This is a genomic window from Micromonospora kangleipakensis, assembly GCF_004217615.1.
GTDB classification, from domain to species: Bacteria; Actinomycetota; Actinomycetes; order Mycobacteriales; family Micromonosporaceae; genus Micromonospora; species Micromonospora kangleipakensis.
Genome location: NZ_SHLD01000001.1, coordinates 4,473,786 through 4,490,008, shown reverse-complemented (window position 1 = coordinate 4,490,008; position 16,223 = coordinate 4,473,786). Strand labels below are relative to the sequence as shown.

The 16,223-nt window shown below is 73.2% G+C and carries 22 protein-coding genes; 4 read left to right on the top strand and 18 right to left on the bottom strand.

Annotation, left to right across the window (positions count from 1 at the left end; translation table 11 throughout):
• Nucleotides 1-37: 37 nt before the first annotated feature.
• From EV384_RS36815 to EV384_RS21465, 15 genes are all read right to left on the bottom strand, one after another.
• Nucleotides 38-730 carry a DivIVA domain-containing protein gene (locus EV384_RS36815; protein ID WP_130336016.1) on the bottom strand — a complete coding sequence of 231 codons (693 nt, stop codon included), beginning with the start codon at nucleotides 728-730 and terminating at the stop codon, nucleotides 38-40.
• Nucleotides 727-1,893, bottom strand: a complete 1,167-nt coding sequence (locus EV384_RS21530) for a globin domain-containing protein (RefSeq protein ID WP_130336014.1) — start codon at nucleotides 1,891-1,893, stop codon at nucleotides 727-729. The genes EV384_RS36815 and EV384_RS21530 overlap by 4 nt, the downstream gene beginning before the upstream one ends.
• Before the next feature lie 2 nt (nucleotides 1,894-1,895).
• Entirely contained in the window at nucleotides 1,896-2,294 is a 399-nt protein-coding gene (locus EV384_RS21525) for a group I truncated hemoglobin (RefSeq protein ID WP_130336012.1), read from the bottom strand.
• Nucleotides 2,295-2,771: 477 nt separating this feature from the next.
• Nucleotides 2,772-3,362 (bottom strand): MerR family transcriptional regulator, encoded by a 591-nt coding sequence (locus EV384_RS21520; RefSeq protein WP_207232396.1) that lies wholly within the window; start codon nucleotides 3,360-3,362, stop codon nucleotides 2,772-2,774.
• Between the two features lie 209 nt (nucleotides 3,363-3,571).
• Complete coding sequence (locus EV384_RS21515; RefSeq protein ID WP_130336010.1) at nucleotides 3,572-4,036, bottom strand: bifunctional nuclease family protein; 465 nt, start codon at nucleotides 4,034-4,036, stop codon at nucleotides 3,572-3,574.
• 210 nt (nucleotides 4,037-4,246) lie between these two features.
• The gene (ftsR, locus tag EV384_RS21510) at nucleotides 4,247-4,948 is read right to left on the bottom strand and encodes a transcriptional regulator FtsR (RefSeq protein ID WP_207232395.1); all 702 of its coding nucleotides are present in this window, start codon (nucleotides 4,946-4,948) and stop codon (nucleotides 4,247-4,249) included.
• Between the two features lie 50 nt (nucleotides 4,949-4,998).
• Nucleotides 4,999-5,451: an oxoglutarate dehydrogenase inhibitor Odhl gene (gene odhI / locus EV384_RS21505; protein ID WP_007071101.1), complete on the bottom strand. Its 453-nt coding sequence runs from the start codon at nucleotides 5,449-5,451 to the stop codon at nucleotides 4,999-5,001.
• Between the two features lie 216 nt (nucleotides 5,452-5,667).
• Complete coding sequence (gcvH, locus tag EV384_RS21500) at nucleotides 5,668-6,048, bottom strand: glycine cleavage system protein GcvH (protein WP_130336006.1); 381 nt, start codon at nucleotides 6,046-6,048, stop codon at nucleotides 5,668-5,670.
• A gap of 57 nt (nucleotides 6,049-6,105) precedes the next feature.
• Nucleotides 6,106-7,059, bottom strand: a complete 954-nt coding sequence (locus EV384_RS21495; RefSeq protein WP_130336004.1) for a DUF881 domain-containing protein — start codon at nucleotides 7,057-7,059, stop codon at nucleotides 6,106-6,108.
• Nucleotides 7,060-7,069: 10 nt separating this feature from the next.
• Nucleotides 7,070-7,402 (bottom strand): small basic family protein, encoded by a 333-nt coding sequence (locus tag EV384_RS21490; RefSeq protein WP_007071104.1) that lies wholly within the window; start codon nucleotides 7,400-7,402, stop codon nucleotides 7,070-7,072.
• Nucleotides 7,399-8,343, bottom strand: a complete 945-nt coding sequence (locus EV384_RS21485; protein ID WP_130336002.1) for a DUF881 domain-containing protein — start codon at nucleotides 8,341-8,343, stop codon at nucleotides 7,399-7,401. The genes EV384_RS21490 and EV384_RS21485 overlap by 4 nt, the downstream gene beginning before the upstream one ends.
• Complete coding sequence (gene clsA / locus EV384_RS21480) at nucleotides 8,340-8,981, bottom strand: cardiolipin synthase ClsA (protein ID WP_423202911.1); 642 nt, start codon at nucleotides 8,979-8,981, stop codon at nucleotides 8,340-8,342. The genes EV384_RS21485 and clsA overlap by 4 nt, the downstream gene beginning before the upstream one ends.
• A gap of 325 nt (nucleotides 8,982-9,306) precedes the next feature.
• Complete coding sequence (locus tag EV384_RS21475; protein WP_130335998.1) at nucleotides 9,307-9,786, bottom strand: MarR family winged helix-turn-helix transcriptional regulator; 480 nt, start codon at nucleotides 9,784-9,786, stop codon at nucleotides 9,307-9,309.
• 48 nt (nucleotides 9,787-9,834) lie between these two features.
• The gene (locus EV384_RS21470) at nucleotides 9,835-11,022 is read right to left on the bottom strand and encodes a PP2C family protein-serine/threonine phosphatase (protein ID WP_130340720.1); all 1,188 of its coding nucleotides are present in this window, start codon (nucleotides 11,020-11,022) and stop codon (nucleotides 9,835-9,837) included.
• Between the two features lie 156 nt (nucleotides 11,023-11,178).
• On the bottom strand, nucleotides 11,179-11,925 hold the full coding sequence (locus EV384_RS21465) for an SAM-dependent methyltransferase (RefSeq protein ID WP_130335996.1): 747 nt from the start codon (nucleotides 11,923-11,925) through the stop codon (nucleotides 11,179-11,181).
• A gap of 130 nt (nucleotides 11,926-12,055) precedes the next feature.
• Between EV384_RS21465 and EV384_RS21460 the strand changes: the two genes are divergently transcribed.
• The 3 genes from EV384_RS21460 to EV384_RS21450 all read left to right on the top strand — a co-directional run bounded on the left by EV384_RS21460 (nucleotide 12,056) and on the right by EV384_RS21450 (nucleotide 13,691).
• A complete protein-coding gene (locus EV384_RS21460; protein WP_130335994.1) occupies nucleotides 12,056-12,937 on the top strand; it encodes a universal stress protein in 882 nt (293 codons plus the stop codon).
• 71 nt (nucleotides 12,938-13,008) lie between these two features.
• On the top strand, nucleotides 13,009-13,218 hold the full coding sequence (locus EV384_RS21455) for a phosphatidylethanolamine-binding protein (protein ID WP_130335992.1): 210 nt from the start codon (nucleotides 13,009-13,011) through the stop codon (nucleotides 13,216-13,218).
• Nucleotides 13,215-13,691 carry a hypothetical protein gene (locus EV384_RS21450; RefSeq protein WP_130335990.1) on the top strand — a complete coding sequence of 159 codons (477 nt, stop codon included), beginning with the start codon at nucleotides 13,215-13,217 and terminating at the stop codon, nucleotides 13,689-13,691. The genes EV384_RS21455 and EV384_RS21450 overlap by 4 nt, the downstream gene beginning before the upstream one ends.
• On the opposite strand, the gene EV384_RS21445 is transcribed toward EV384_RS21450, so the two are convergent.
• Nucleotides 13,688-13,888 carry a hypothetical protein gene (locus EV384_RS21445; protein ID WP_130335988.1) on the bottom strand — a complete coding sequence of 67 codons (201 nt, stop codon included), beginning with the start codon at nucleotides 13,886-13,888 and terminating at the stop codon, nucleotides 13,688-13,690. The genes EV384_RS21450 and EV384_RS21445 overlap by 4 nt on opposite strands.
• Nucleotides 13,889-14,021: 133 nt before the next feature.
• Between EV384_RS21445 and EV384_RS21440 the strand changes: the two genes are divergently transcribed.
• Nucleotides 14,022-14,675, top strand: a complete 654-nt coding sequence (locus tag EV384_RS21440; protein ID WP_130335986.1) for an HhH-GDP family DNA glycosylase — start codon at nucleotides 14,022-14,024, stop codon at nucleotides 14,673-14,675.
• 3 nt (nucleotides 14,676-14,678) lie between these two features.
• Here the strand turns inward: EV384_RS21440 and EV384_RS21435 are convergent, their stop codons facing one another.
• Nucleotides 14,679-14,855: a hypothetical protein gene (locus EV384_RS21435; protein WP_165440008.1), complete on the bottom strand. Its 177-nt coding sequence runs from the start codon at nucleotides 14,853-14,855 to the stop codon at nucleotides 14,679-14,681.
• A gap of 79 nt (nucleotides 14,856-14,934) precedes the next feature.
• Entirely contained in the window at nucleotides 14,935-16,212 is a 1,278-nt protein-coding gene (locus EV384_RS21430) for a hemolysin family protein (RefSeq protein ID WP_130335982.1), read from the bottom strand.
• Between the last annotated feature and the right edge of the window lie 11 nt (nucleotides 16,213-16,223).

Genomic DNA, 16,223 nt, shown 5'->3' with positions numbered 1-16,223 from the left:
TCGGCCCGCCGGTTGCGGACGGCGGGCCGACCCCGGCTCAGCGGTGGTGGCGGGGCAGGGCGACCTGCGGCTGCCCGCCGCCCACCGGCGCCGCGCCCGCGGTCTCCCGGACGATCCGGTCCATCGTCCGGGCCAGCTGCTCACTGCCGTCGTCGAGGTGCCGGGCCGCCGCCTGCATGTGGGAGATCATCATCTCGCCGAAGATCCGCAACGCCTCCCGCGCCGCCACCGAGTCGTCGAAGTTCGAGCCGGCGCTGCTGCGGTACTCCGCCACCGCCCGCTCGGCCTCCAGCTTCGCCTCCTCCGCCGCCGCCCGCAGGTAGCTCTCGTACTGCATCCGGGCGTACTCGGCGACCCGCCGGGCGTAGTCGTGGGCCTGCGCGATGATCTGCTCGGCCTCCCGCTGCGCCGCCGACAGCAGGTTGACCTCCCTCGCCGCCGGCACGGTCGCCGCCGCGCCGGCGCTGGGAATCACCCCGTGCCGGTGCAGCTCGACCCGGTCGGTGAGCCGTTCGTTCTCCGCCCGCAGGTGCGCGATCTGCGTCGACAGCAGATCCAACTCGTCGGCCACCTGCACCCGGAACCGGTCCACGTCGGCGTGGTCGTAGCCGCGCCGGGCGAACGACGCGGTGCCGAACTCCCAGCGGCGCACCCGGTCGGCGGTCATCCGCACCTGCGCACCGCCGGCGACCTGCGCGCCGTCGTACCTGCTGATCGGGGTCGCGCTCACCGGACACCTCCGGAATCGTCAGGCGCGGTCACGGTCCGCCACGCCGGCCCGTACCACTGCTTACCGAAGCCCTCGTGGTGCAGCTGACCGGCGTGGTAGCCGGCCCGGGTCAACGCCGCCACCGAGTGACCGACCATCTCGTCGGAGCCGCACACGTACACGTGCCGGGACCGCCAGTCGCCGTCGGCCAGCGCCCGGTCCGCCACGTGCGTGAACTCCCCCGGCCGCCGCGCGTCCGAACCCGCCACGTACGTCACCGACAACCACGGGTACGACGACGCCAACTTGTCGATCGCGTCGGTGTCGTAGAACTCGCTGCGCGAGCGGGCTCCCACGTACAGGTCCACCGTCCGCCCGGACCCCTCCGCCGCGACCTGCTCCACCAGCGCCTTCACCGGCGCCCAGCCGGTGCCGCCGGCCAGCAGCAGCAGATCACCCGACCCGGCCGACCACAGCGTCAACCGGTCCCCCACCGGGGCCGCCAGGTGAATCTGGTCGCCCACCGCGCACCCGTAGACCAGCCGCGACGACACCGCCCCACCCGGCGCCGCCCGCACGTGCAGCTCCAGGGTGCCGTCGGCGCGCGGCGCGTTCGCCGGCGAGTAGTACCGCCACGACCGCACCGCCGGATGGGACACCCCGATCGACTGGCCCGGCGTGAACGGCAGCAGGTACTGCGGCCGCACCGTCAACACCGCCACGTCGAACGCCCGCCGCTCGTGGGTGAGGATCTCCGCCACCCACCACGGCGGGTGCACCGCCTCCGCGGCCTGCGCCGCCTCCATCATCACCTGCGACACCAGCCCGTACGCGTCCGTCCAGTCCTGGGCCAGCTCGTCGGTCCACGCCTCACCCAGGAAGTGCCGCAACGTCGCCAGCAGCGCCTCGCCGACCGCCGGATAGTGCTCGGCCCGCACCGCGAACTTGCGGTGGTCGGCCCCGAGGTCCTGGAGGAACCCGACCAGGCGGTCCACCTGGTCCACATGGGACACGATGTGCCCCAGCGCGGTGACCAGCCGATCCCGCTGCCCGGCCATGCCCGTGGGGAACATCTGCCGGGTCTCCGGATACGCCAGGAACAGCGTCGAGTAGAAGTAGAGCGGCACCTGGTCGCCGTGCGCGGTGACCTGGGACCAGCTCAGCTTGAGCCGTGCCGCGTCCACGCTCAGGCGCCCGCCCCGGCGTCCGCGGACACCACCTGGTCCTGGACCTGCCCCAGCACGGTCCGCACGTCGCCGATGATGTCCGCCGGCACCCCCAGCTCGGTCAGCGTCGCGGCCAGGTGCTCACCCACCTTCGCGTAGTGCGCCGCCGGGATGCCCAGCGGCTGGTGCGCCTCGGCCAGCCCCCGGCCGGCGTACTCGTTCGGCCCGCCCAGCACCACGGTCAGCATCAGCGCCAGGTGCCGTCGCTGCTCCACCATGTCCACGTGCACGAAGTAGCCGGCGAGCTCCGGGTCGGCGAGCACCTTGTCGTAGAACAGCTCCACGGCGGCCTTGACCGAACTCGCGCCACCGATGCGCTCGTAGTGGGAGGTGGGGGTGACTTCTTCCGTAACCGTCACGGTCGTTCCTTCCGGGGTGAAGGGTCACGCGGGTCTCGCCGCGAGGGGCAACGGCCGCCGGCGTCCGCCGGCGTCCGTGCCGGGACGGGAACGCGACAGCGACCGTGACGGACCATAGCGCGCAGCATCGATGCGGTCACGGCCCCCCTATCGGATTTTTGACAGGATGCGATCACGCTACGTGACGGTTGTGCGGACCGTTCCTTCACCCGCCGCTACCGCGCCGCCACACTGCGTCCACCAGCGCGTTATCCGTGGACGAGACAGTCCACAGTCGACCGTGTCCGCCGCCGGCCGGCCGCGCCCGCCTGGCCACGCACGACACCGAGAACACCGACGGTCCCGCCCACCGGACTCACCGGACCCCATCGCAGCGTCCACATCGGAACACCCATCGTCACCAACGACAGATCGCGCCGGGCCTCAGCCACGACGCGATCCGAAAACACCCCGGGCGTGTCACCGCCCGACGACGGGTCAACCCGCCCGACGCCGCGCCCGACGCGCCGCCAACTCGTCCCCCGCCGACTCCGAGACCTCGGGCGCCGGCGCCGCCGGCTCCTGCCCGGCCGGCTCCGCCGGCAGATGCGACAGCGAACCCTGGATCTCCTTGAACGCTCCGCCGATCGCGATGCCGAACACGCCCTGGCCGCCCTGCAACAGGTCGACCACCTCCTCCGGCGACCGGCACTCGTACACCGTCGTCCCGTCCGAGATCAGCGTGATCCCCGCCAGGTCCTCCACCCCACGCGACCGCAACGCCTCGATCGCCTTGCGGATGTTCTGCAAAGAAACCCCGGCGTCCAGCAGCCGCTTCACGACCTTCAACACCACCAGGTCGCGGAAGGAGTACAACCGGGACGTCCCCGAACCCGACGCGTCCCGCACGCTCGGCACCACCAGGCCCGTCCGGGCCCAATAGTCCAACTGCCGGTAGCTGATACCCACCGCCTGGCAGGCCGTCACACCCCGGTAGCCCACCGCACCATCACCCTCGGTGCCCGGGTCGGGCGACGCCCCACCCGACCGCTGCGGCGTACCCGGATCAGGATCTCGCGACTCGTGCATCCGGACAACCTCCCCGCCCGTGCGGCGACACGCCGTTTTTTCCGGACGTGCACCCCTCGACACCGCAACCCTATAGCGGCCTTCAGGAGTTACCACGGAGGAACCGACGCGACACGCCGCGCAGCCACCCGGAAGATCACCTAAGACACCACATCGTCACCCACCGTGACGGCGGGTCGCCGGCCGTCGACACCCGACCGGGACGGGACTCAGCCCGCGAAGTCCTCCGGCCGCACCTGCTCCAGGAACTCGCGGAACTTCTCCACCTCGTCCTCCTGCTCGTCCGGGATCACGATCCCCGCCTCGCTGAGGACCTGCTCGGCACAACGAATCGGAGCCCCGACCCGCAACGCCAACGCGATGGCATCGCTCGGCCGCGCGGACACCCGCACACCGTCCCCGATCAGCAGATCGGCGTAGAAGACGTTCTCCTTCAACTCGGTGATCTCCACCGCCCGCAACGGCGCCTGCAACGCCGCCAGCACATCGCGCAACAGATCATGCGTCAACGGCCGGGCCGGCTTGACCCCCTGCTGCTCGTAGGCGATCGCCGTCGCCTCGACCGCGCCGATCCAGATCGGCAGATAGCGGTCCCCCTCGACCTCCCGCAGCAGGACGATCGGCTGGTTGCTGGGCAGCTCCACCCGAACTCCGACCACGCTCAGCTCGCGCACCGCCGCCTCCGTGTCGTTGTCACCTACGCCCGCACCGCGCCCTTCCCTGCACGGTACACGGACCGCGACACGGGAGTCCCATGCGCTACGTGCACCACGCGTCTCGACAGAAAGGGGTTACCCCGGCAAGCCTACGACACGCTTCCCGGGGCAGATCTTTCCGCTCTCACACGACGAAGGGCCGGGCGTCACCGACACCCGGCCCCACCGTCACCGACCCAACGTCGACCGCAACCCCACCCGCACCAGGGCCGCGTGCAACTGCTGCGACAACGCCACCAACTCCCGCGCCGTCTCCGCCGCCCGGGACCGCGCCGCCGGATCACTCTGCCGCGCCAACGGAGCCACCAACTGCGCGAACAGACCGACCTCCCGATCCGCCGCCGTCCGGTAACCCCGCAGATGCCGCGGCTCCAGCCCGTACGCCGCCAACCCCGCAACCGCCCGCGCGATGATCAGAGCGTCCGCGTCGAACCAACCCGCCGGATCGGACACCAGCACACCGAGCCGCTCCAACTCACCCAACGTCGACTCGTCGATCCCACTACGGGAGATCAGCTCCGCCCGCCCCAGGCGCAGCTCCGACGACTCGACCGGCTCCTGCTCACGCTGACCCGGCACCTCACCACCGGGACCGACCGCCACCAACGTCGGCCGCTGCCGACCCGCCGCCCCACCCGACGCGTTCCACTCCGTCAACTGGTCACGGATCACCCGCAACGGCAGATACTCGTCCCGCTGCGCGGTCAGCACGAACCGCAACCGCGCCACATCGTCCCAGCTGTACTTCCGATACCCCGCCGGCGTCCGCTGCGGCTCCACCAGACCCTCGGTCTCCAGGAACCGCAACTTCGAGATGGTGACGTCCGGGAACTCCACCCGCAACTGCCCCAGCACCTCACCGATACTCATCAGCGGGTGAGACCCGGCCGCCCCGGGCGGCGTCGAAGCCGCAGGCTCGTTCACCCCCGGCCGGCCTCCTCCTCCGGGCGCGGACCGGCGATGAACACCACCCGGAACTTGCCGATCTGCACCTCGTCACCATTGCTCAACGTGGCCGCCTCGACCCGCTCCCGATTCACGTACGTGCCGTTCAGGCTGCCCACGTCCCGCACCGTGAACGTGCCACCGTCCCGGTGGAACTCCGCGTGCCGCCGCGACACCGTCACGTCGTCCAGGAAGATGTCACTGTCCGGGTGCCGGCCACTCGTCGTCACATCGTGGTCCAACAGGAACCGGGCGCCCGCGTTCGGACCCCGGCGAACCACCAGCAGCGCCATCCCCGGCGGCAACGAACCGGACATCCGGCTCGGCACCACATCGGTGTCCGGACCCTCCAGCACTTCGTCGAGCGAGCCGAGATTGAGCGTCGAAGTGACGTCGAGTGGGGGGAACTCGTCGTCTGGGCGCGTCATGGGGACCACCTCACGGATCTGTTCGGTCGGCGTCGGGTAATGGCGGGTCTGGCCGCCGGGCAGTCACACCCGGCGGCTGGCTCCCCGTGCCCGGGAAGGCGCATTCCACAAACGCTCAACTATTGGGTTCTCGGTCGACTGGGCGAGCCTAGCCAGCGCCGAAATGCAGGGCAACCCGGACGCGCGGAGACAAGCCCCGCCCGCCCGGCACGACACTCAGCTCTCAGTGAGCTCGCGGTACGCGCCAGCGGTCAGCAGACCCTCGACCGCCGCCGGATCATCCGGAGTGATCTCCAACAACCACCCCGCACCGTACGGGTCCGTGTTGATCACCTCAGGGGTGTCGCCGAGCGCCTCGTTACGCGCCGCCACCGTACCGCTGATCGGCGCGTAGATCTCCGACACGCTCTTCGTCGACTCGATCTCACCAAGCGGCTCACCCGCCGCCACCACCGCACCCTCGTCCGGCAACTGGACGAACACGATGTCACCCAGGGCGTCCTGCGCGAAGTGCGTGATGCCGACCCGGACGGCGCCGCCGTCCGCACCAACCACCCACTCGTGCTCGGCGGTGTACCGCAGATCCTCAGGAATCACCAGCTGCGTCCTTCATCCATCGGTGCACCGGGGGAAACCGGTGCCGGCCGCGCCCGGTCAGGAAACCGGACGGGCGTGTTCCAGCTTGATCGGCGCGTGCAGCTGCGAAACCTCCACAACCTCACGATCCACCGGGGTCACGCTACCGCCGGCGTCGTTGACCGATGCGACCACCCCGCCGGGAATGTTCAAGGCCGTGCGCATCGTCGCCGGATCACCGATCACCAGGATCGTGTATGGGCCGCTCAACCGCCGCCCGTCCACCACCAGGCCGCCGTCCTCCGCGTCCACGAAATACGTCGACGCGATGATCCGCACCGCCGTCCCGTCCGCACCGGCGATCTGCATCGCCTCCGCGCCCGCGCCGCGCAGCTCCTCCACCGCGTCCAGGATCCGCGTCGACGAGATCGCCTTGCCGCTCCCCACGAAGCCCACCGACAGGCCCGGCCCCACCGCCGGCAACGTGCCCGCCAGGATGCCCAACTCGTCGGCCCGCCGCGTCGCCTCCTCCAGCGCCGCCTGCCGACCCTGCTCACCCGAGCGCAGCTGCCGCTGGCTCTCCTCCAACGCCTCGATTTCCTGCCGCAGCCGCCGCTCCCGGGAATCCAGATCCGACGAGATGCGGACCAGGTCCTCCTCCCGGGTCGCCGCCAGGGTCGGATCCGCCGAGGTCGTCTTCAACTGCACCACCAGGGTGAACCCCAGCAACGCCAGCAGCACGGCGATCATCGCCCCCGCCGACGTCAGCCGCCGCCGCACCGATCCCGCCGCCACCGCACCCACGGCCGGCGTGGACGCCTCCGGCTCGGCCTCGGGACCCGCCGGCGCCTCGGCCTCCCGCTCCGCCGGCTCGTGCGGCTCCCGCTCCGCCGGCTCGTCCGGCGCCAGCGGACTCAGCTCGTCGGGATCCGGCGCGTCCGGCCGCGGATCCGGCTCACCCGCCGGCCCCTCCGGCCGGGTCGGCTCCGCCGCCGGCCAACCGGTCCCGGTCTCCCTGTGCTCGTCACTCATCGCCATAAACCTACGCCCGGAACAGGTGCCGACGGATCGCCGCCACGTTTCCGAAGATGCGCACCCCGAGCACGACCACCACACCGGTGGAGAGCTGACCGCCCACCCCCAGCTGGTCGCCCAGGTACACGATCAGACCCGCCACCAGCACGTTCGAGATGAACGACACCACGAACTGCTTGTCGTCGAAGATCCGGTCGAGCTTCGCCCGCACCCCGCCGAACACCGCGTCGAGCGCGGCCACCACGGCGATCGGCAGGTACGGCTGCAACGCAGCGGGCACGGTGGGGTCGAGGTACACCCCGAGGACCACACCGGCGAGCAACGCCAGCACCGCGATCATCGGCCACCTCCGGAGGGGCTGGGAGAGGTCCCCGAGCCGGTCGGCCCGGGACTGGTCGAACCCGCGACGCCCGAGCCCGACGGCGACGGGCTCGGACTGACCGAGGGCTCGGCGTAGCGTAGCCGTGGCTGCGGCGCGGCCGGCAGGGTGAGGTCCTCGGCCTCCTTCACCCCGAACGACAGGCCCGTGCTCCGCGCGACCTCCCGCATCAGGCTCGCCGCCCGGCTGTCGTCGAACCGGTCCCGCATCGAACCCGGCCCGATCGCCGCCACCTCGTACGGGCCCGTCACCGGCCGGTAGTCGACGAGGATCGCCTCCCCCGCCGACCGGATCGTCGACGTCGCCGTCAACCGCTGACCGTTGACCGCGACCGCCTCCGCGCCCGCCGCCCACAACGCGTTGGCCACCTTCTGCAGGTCGGAGTACAACACCCGGGACGGCCCCGCGTCCGCGCCCGTCACCGCGTCCTTGTCCTCGGCGGCGTCGGCCAGCCGCACCACCACACCGTCACCCCGCACCCGGGCCAGACCGGTGCCGGCCTCCAGGTTGCGCAACCGGGACGCCTGCGAGCCACTCAGCGCCGCGTCCCGCTGCCGGCTCACCTCCTCGCGCAACTGGTCCGCGCGCGCGGTCAACCGGTCGGTCTCGCTCTCCCGCTGCTTGATCTCGGCGATCAGCCCGGCGCGGGCCTTCGCCCGGCCCGGCTCCTCCGCCATCGTCTCCCGGTAGGCGACGGAGAAGAGGAATCCGATCGCCACCACGACCACCACGGTCACCGGGCGGGCCGCCAACCGGCGGAGGCGGGACGGCGGGACCTCCCGACGGCGCGCCGCCGCATCCCCGTACCCGGGGTCGAGGGGGTTGCGGAACAGGTCGGTGAGGAAGTCCGGCGCGTACACCCGGGCCGAGGGGTCCCGGCCGTCGCGGGGGGTCGAGCTCATGCCGGCGCACCTCCCGAGCGGGAGCGCATCTCGCGGACCAAGCGGCTGGCCTGCACCACGTACATCGCGCCGGCCACCCAGTAGAGCACCAGCCCCCACCAGGCCAGCCCCCAGCCGATCGCGCCGGCGGCGGTCGCCGTGGCCGGCGCCGCCGCGGCGAGCAGCAGAATCGGGAACGCGGCCAGCAGCAGGAAGGTGGCGGTCTTGCCCACGTAGTGCACCGGCGGTGGCCCGTAGCCGTACCGGCGCAGCACGGCCAGCGAGCCGAGCAGGAGCAACTCGCGGGCGAGCAGCGCCCCGGTGAACTGCCACGGCACCACCTCCCGCGCGGTGAACGCCAGCAGCGTGGCCAGGATGTAGAGCCGGTCGGCGAGCGGGTCGAGCAGCTCCCCCAGCCGGCTGACCTGGTGCAGGCGGCGGGCGATCCAGCCGTCGACCCAGTCGCTGGTGCCGCCGATGGCGAGCACCACGATCGCCGCCACGTCCGCGCGGACGACCAGGAAGAGGTAGAGGAAGAGCGGTACGCCGACCAGGCGGACGAAACTGATCACGTTCGGCAGGGTGAGGACGCGGTCCCCCACGACCGCCGTCGTACCGCGGGAAGCCGAACGCTCCGCGCGAGCCGGGCGACGCGACACCGAACCCTCCCTTCGCAGCACGATCCGGCAGCCGACCGTGGTCGGCCGCTGCGGAGGAACGTGCGCGTTGCCGGCCGGTCAGCGCCGGCGCCCTCTGCGATCCCGGGCTGGGACCTCCCCCGATGCGGCCCACGATCGGGTTGATCGTGGGCCGGTGAGTTGCGCTGCCACTATATCGGGCCCTCTCTCGCGGCCCCGGGACCCAGCTCGCGTCGCTGCTCAGCTTTCGGTTTCTGTGAGGCCTCGCACTATCCGTAGGGCATCCTAGGACACTAGTTGAACGGCTGGGGGCAGGGCGGAACGCCTGATCGGCCCGGGCGATCGGTCAGGCGGTGCGGGCGGCGGAGGTGGAGTCGGTGCCGGTCTGCGGCACCGACATGGCCGCCGCGGCCTGGCTGAACGCGACCAGGGCCAGCAGCAGCTCGTGCTGCACCCGGTTGGGCATCCGGTCGAGGACGGCCTGCACGGCCTGGTGCCGGCGGTCCGTCAACTCCCGCAGCAGCGTCTCGGCCGCCGCGGTCGGGATCAACCGGACCTCGCGCCGGTCGCGGGGGTCCGCCACCCGGCGGACCAGACCCACCGCCTCCAGCCGGTCACAGAGCCGGCTCGCCGACGACGGCACCACGTCCAGCAGCTCGGCCAGCCGGTTCACGTTGGTCTCCGGGTGCGCCATGATCAGCGAGAGCACCCGCAGCTGGGTCGGCGAGACGCCGACGTTGTGCCGGGACGTCGCCGAATCGAGCACGCCGACGAGCGCCTCAGCGGCCGCGTCGATGGCCGCGGCAAGATTCGGAGGTCGCTCCACCCGCTGTCCCCTGCGATCGTCCCGCTCGTGTTCACTCCGCCGGTCGGTTCACCGCTCGCACCCGTCGTCCGCACGGCCGGAACCGCGCCAGTCCAGGCAGACGACGACCGCATCGTCACGGAGGTCCGCGTCGACGTGGTACGCGTGCAGTTCGCGCATCACCGTACCAACTGCCTCCGTCGCCGGCTGCAGCCGAGTCGACCGCATCGACCGCGCCATGGCCCTTTCCCCGTAAGGCTCCTGGCCAGCCGGCTCGGCGGCGTACACGCCGTCGCTGACCACGAAGAGCCGGTCCCCCAGCTCCACCGCGAACTCCTGCACGTCGTACCGGGTCTCGGCGAACATGCCCAGCGGCAGCTGCTGCTCCAGGGCGATCGGGGTGACCGTGCCCCCGCGCAGCCGCAGCACGTGCGGCGAGCCGGCGTCCACCGCCTTGACCACGCCGCGCCGGGTGTCCAGCTCCAGCAGGAGCGTCGCCACGTGCCGGCTGCCGCGGTGCTGGTAGAAGATGGTGTCCGAGGCCAGTTCGGCCTGCTCGACCAGGCTCCCGCCGGACCGGCGGGCGTTGCGCATCGCGTTCACGGTGACCGCGGTGAGCAGCGAGGCCGCCAGGCCGTTGCCGGTGCCGTTGAGCACGGTGACGGTGAGCCGGTCGCCGTCGACCGACCAGTCGAAGTGGTCACCGCCGACCGTGTACGCCGGTTCGAGCTGCCCGGCCAGCAGGAACGCGCCGTGCGCGATGCTGCGCCCGGGCAGCAGGTCCCACTGCATCTCGGCGGCCATGCTCAGCCGCTCCCGGCGCCGGGCCCGGCGGTAGCGGTCGGTCTCCCGGTCGGCCGCGCGCAGCGCCACCGCCAGCTCGCCCGCGATGTCCTGGGCCACCCGCACCGTCGCCGGGTCCGGCTGGCCGGTCAGCTCGACCAGCAGCACCCCGAGCCGCTCGCCCCAGACCGACAGCGGCAGGTAGACGCGGCACCGGCCGTTCTCGCCGGCGTCCAGCACCGGGTGCTGGCTGCTGAAGCAGCGCTGAGCCACGCCGTGGCAGGAGAGGAAGCCGGCGTCCGGCAGCTCCGGGTCCAGCACCGGCCAGAGCCCGCTGAACCGGTAGTCGGCGATGAACACCTCGCTGCGCGACGCCCCCAGCGCCGCGCGGATCGCCCGGTCGGCGGCCTCCGCCAACTGGTCGGGCGGCGCCAGGCGCAGGGCGCGCGACACCTGTCCGGCCACATCCGGCATGTGCATCCTCCGAGACGATTATTGCTCTGGGGCAAGCATCATACGGAGGTCGGCTGCCGTCCCGGACGCCCGGTTCCGACCGGCGCAGGGCAGCGCCCCGCCCGGCGGCCCGCCCCCTTGGCGGGACCCCGGTCGAGGGGCGTAAGAGAGTGACCGTCAGGAGGCCGGCTTCGTCGCCACCACGCCGTAGCAGGCGTCCGGCACCGCGGCCGGCTCGCCGTCCGGACGCCACCGGGCAACCGGCACGACGCCGTCGGCGGTCGGCTCCCAGCAACCCAGCAGCGGACCGAACGCGGCGGGCGGGCGCATCCGGAACGCAGGCCCCAGCAGCGCCAGGGCCTGCGGATACCCGGCCAGCTCCTCCCCGTCGAAGTCGACGGCGAGGAAGCTGCCCGGCGCGACCGCCACGTAGAGCTCGTCCAGGGTCCGGGAGAGCGTCTCGTCGTCGAGGAACGCGGCCAGCCCGAGGAAGACCACCCCGACCGGCCTCCTCCCCCAGCCCGGGACGAACCGGTGCAGCTGGGCCGGGTCGATCGTGCCGATGTCGGTGGCGTCGCCGAAGCCGTAGCCGGCGCGGTCGCTGCCGGCGAGGATGCGCTGGCCGAGCCGGATGGTCACCGGGTCGACGTCGGTGTAGAGGACGGTCGCCTCGGGGACGACCTCGTGCACGTTGCCCCGGGTCGGCACGCCGGCCCCGAAGACCAGGAAGCTGTCCACCCCCGCGTCGGCGATCGACCGGACCGCCCGGCCGAGGAACTCGCGCAGGGACCGGAAGATCAGCGCGCCGGGGCCGTGCGCCTCCTCGAAGGCGCGGGCCGCGGCCACGTCCACCGGGAAGTGGTGCTCGCCGCCGAGCCAGAAGTCGATCATGCGGGCGATGCTCGGCCGGTCGGGCTCGGCCATCGACGAGGCTCCCTTCCTCGGGCGATGGTCGACAGCGTACCCAGGGGGTCGGCTCCGGCGGTATCGCCCCGTGGACCGGTCGCGGGCCGCGATACTGGCCGCGGGCGTCCGGCGGCCAGGAGGTGCAGCGGTGAACTCGGCGAACGGCGCGGCGGTGGTGGTCGGCGTGGACGGCTCGGAGCCGTCGCTGCGGGCCGTCCGCCTCGCCGCGGCCGACGCGGCCCGCCGGCACCGCCCGCTGCGGGTGGTGCACGGCTTCATCTGGCCGCTGCTGCGCGTACCGGTGGATCCGCTCGCCGAGGGGCCGCCCGGCGGCGGCCTGCGGCACCAGGCGCAGGAGCTGGTGGCCGCGGCGGTGGCCGAGGCGGAGGCGGCGGCGCCGGGGCTGCGGGTCTCCGGGGAGATCATCGACGGCGAGGCCTCCGCCGTGCTGGTCGGCGAGTCCCCCACCGCCACGATGATCGGGCTCGGCGACCGGGGCCTGGGCGGCTTCGCCGCGCTGGTGGTGGGCGCGGTGGCGATCCAGGTGGCCTCCTACGCGGACTGCCCGGTACTGGTGGCCCGGGGCGAGGAGCACGCGGGCGGGCCGGTGGTGGTCGGGGTGGACGGCTCGGCGCTGTCCCGGGCCGCGGTCGAGTTCGCCGCGGAGGAGGCGGCGGTGCGCGGCACCCGGCTGCACGCGGTGCACGCCTACACCCACCCGGTCTCCGGCGGGCCGGGCGACATGCAGCCCCTGGTCTACGAGGAGCACCAGCTGCGCGGCGAGGAGGAGCGGGTGCTCGCCGAGTCCATCACCGGGCTCACCGAGCGGTACCCGGACGTGCCGGTCACCCGCGCGGTGGTGCAGGCCCGGCCGGTCGCCGCGCTCACCGAGGCCGCCCGCGACGCCCAGCTGCTGGTGGTCGGCAGTCAGGGCCGGAGCGAGCTGACCGGGCTGCTCCTCGGATCGGTCAGCCACGGCGTGCTGCATCACGCCGCGTGTCCCGTCGCCGTGGTCCGCGCCCCCGCCTGAGCCTCGCGGGCACGAATGACCCCGACGGCGCCGGGTAGACGACCCGGGCACGCCTACAGGAGGAGGCAGCAATGCCAGGACCACGGCCGGGCAGCAGCGCGTACGACAAGCAACGGGCACGGCTGCGCGATCTGATCGAGCAGTCCGGGCGGGCGGCGGACCAGGAGGCGAACCAGGTCGCCAACCGGATCCTGCAGGACGACCGCGGCCAGCGGGGCGTCGTACGGGGGGAACGGACGTTCGGCCCCAAGGGCGAACGCGAACCCGGCGATCCGAAGTGAACACGAGGGAACTGGTCGACGGCGCCATCGCCGGTGCGGTGGGCAGCGTCGCGTTGAACGTCGTCAGCTACCTCGACATGGTGGCCCGGGCGCGCCCGGCGAGCAGCATCCCGGAGGAAACGGCGCGCCGGCTGGCCAGCGTGGCACACGTCGACCTCGGGCCCGAGGACCGGGCGGCCAACCGCCGCTCGGGCCTCGGGCCCCTGCTCGGGTACGCCACGGGAATCGCGGCCGGGGCGGCCTTCGGGCTGCTCCTGGCCCGTCGGCGGATCCCGCTGCCGGTGGCGGCGGGCCTGCTCGGCGGGGGCGTGATGGCCACCACGGACAGCTCGATCACCGTGCTGGGGCTGAGCGACCCCCGGACCTGGCGGCGCACCGACTGGGTGGCTGACCTCATTCCGCACCTGGCGTACGGAATGGCGGCCGCAGCCACCTGGAAGCGGCTGCGACCGCCGTCGCGGCGTGCGCGTTAGGCGTCGCTCTCGTCGTCGGCGACCGACGCACCGGCCGGACCGTACGGCGAGACCTGACCCTTCGGCGTCGGTCGTCCCCGGTCTCCCTGGGACCTCCCGCGGTTGCGCGGTGCGCCGTCGGGGCCGGGCTCCTTGCTGTCCTGGACGGTCGGGTTGTGCCCGTTGCGGCGCATCTCGGGCTGCTGCACGTTCGTCACGGGTTGCTCCTTCCGGTGGACGCACACGGCGTAGGCCGCGCACCTGTGCGGGTTACCCGCCGCCGTCGGACGCATTCCGGGTCCCGGGCACGGCCGAAGGTCTGGGCCGACGCGGGACGGGTACACCTCCGGGATGCGGGACGATCGGAACGTGGCGCGGGTGCTGCTGGACCGGCAGGACCGGACGTACGCCGAGGAGGCGGGGATCCGGCTGGCCGACCGCCCCGGGCCGCTGTACCAGCTGCTGGTGCTCACCACGCTGTTGAGCACCCGGATCCGGGCCGGGGTGGCCCTCGCCGCCGCGCGGGAGCTCTTCGCGGCCGGCTACCGGACCCCGCAGGCGATGGAGGCGGCGAGCTGGCAGGACCGGGTCGACGCGCTCGGCCGCGGGCACTACCGACGCTACGACGAACGGACCGCCACCATGCTGGGCACCGGCGCCCGGCTCTGCCTGGACCGCTGGCACGGGGACCTGCGCCGGATGCACCGGGAGGCCGACGGCGACCGGCCGGTGCTGCGCCGGCTGCTCACCGAGTTCCCGGGCATCGGCCCCACCGGGGCGGACATCTTCCTACGCGAGGCGCAGACGGTCTGGCCGGACGTGCGCCCGTACGCCGACCGGCGGACCCTGGCCGGCGCGAAGCAGCTGGGGCTGCCGGCGAACCCGGGCGGGCTGGCCGGCCTGGTCGGCGACGCCGACTTCGGGCGGCTCGCCTCGGCGCTGGTACGGGTCGCGCTGGGCGAGGAGTCGGCGGGCGAGGTCAGCCGGAGCGCGGCGGCCCGCTGAGGCTCACTTGACCGGCCCCGCCGGCGGCTTGGTGAGGTGCCACGCCAGCAGCGCCGCGCCCAGGGCGAGCAGCACGACCCCGCCGGAGATCCCGCCACCCTCCTCGCCGCTGCTCTGGTGCCCGGTGACGCCGAAATAGATCACCGCGAGCCCGGCGAGCACGGCGACGAACGTCCGCATGCCTCGGTCCTTCACATTCCGGACGGTACGGCCCGTCCGCCTCGGCTCTGCGGCTTTCCGGCTGATTCCCCCGTCCGGGTCACTCCGGCCGGCCGCCGGCGGCCGGACCGCGTAGCCGCACCCGGCGGACCGCCCGGTCGGCCACCTCGACCACCGTGACGGTGAGCCCGGGCAGGCGCACCGTCTCCCCGGGCCCGTCGGGCACCCGCCCCAGCCGAGCCAGCACCAAGCCGGCGACCGTGGTGTAGTCCCGGGACAGCGGGAAGGTCAGCCGCACCCCGACGTCCGGCAGGTCGTGCAGCGGGAAGTCGCCGGAGAGCAGCAGCGCGCCGTCCGGCTCCCGGACCACCCCGCGCACGTCCCGGTCGGTCTCGTCGTAGAGCTCGCCGACCACCTCCTCGAGCAGGTCCTCCATGGTCACCAGGCCGTCGACCCCGCCGTGCTCGTCGACCACCAGGGCGATCTGCTCGTGACGCTGGCGGAACTGGCGCATCGCGTCGGCGACGGGAAGCGTCCCGGGCAGCAGCAACGGCGGCCGGGCCCGCTCGCCCGCGGTGGCGTCACCGGCATCGACCAGGTCGCGGATGTGCAGTACGCCGCACACGTCGTCCAGGCCGCCCGGCCCGACCACCGGGGCCCGGGACCGGCCGGCGGCCGCCAGTCGCCGCATCGCCTCCGGGGCCGGCGCCGACGCCGGCACGACCGTCACGTCCCGGCGCGGGACCAGGATCTCCCGCAGCGTCCGGCCGGCGATGTCGAACGCCCCGGACAGGATCTCCCGCTGCTGCGCGGACAGACCCCGCTGGCTGACCAGCATCTCGCGCAACTCCTCCTCGGTCACCTCCTCGCGGCTGGCCCGCGGGTCCCCACCGGCGAGCCGGACCAGCAGGTCGGTGCTGCGGCTGAGCAGCCACACCGCCGGCCGGGACAGCCGGCCCAGCAGGTCCAGCGGAGCGGCGCTGAGCAGCGCCCAGCGCTCCGCCCACTGCATCGCCAACCGCTTCGGCGCCAGCTCGCCGACGACGAGGGTCACGAAGGTCAGCACCACCGTCACCAGCACCACCGCGACCGGGCGGGCAGCCCGGCCGAGGAAGGCCAGCGGCCCGACCAGCGGCTCGGCCAGCGACACCGCGGCCGCCGCCGAGGCGAGGAAGCCGGCCAGGGTGATGCCGAGCTGGATGGTGGCCAGGTAGCGGTTCGGCTCCCGGGCCAGGCGGACCAGCCGCCCGCCGGTACGACCGGCGCGGCCCAGCCGCCGCAGCTGCCCCTCGCGGAGCGTCACCAGCGCCATCTCGCTGCCGGAGAGCGCCGCGTTCACCAGGACCAGGACGGCCACCAGGGCGAGCTGACCGGCCATCACACCCCCTC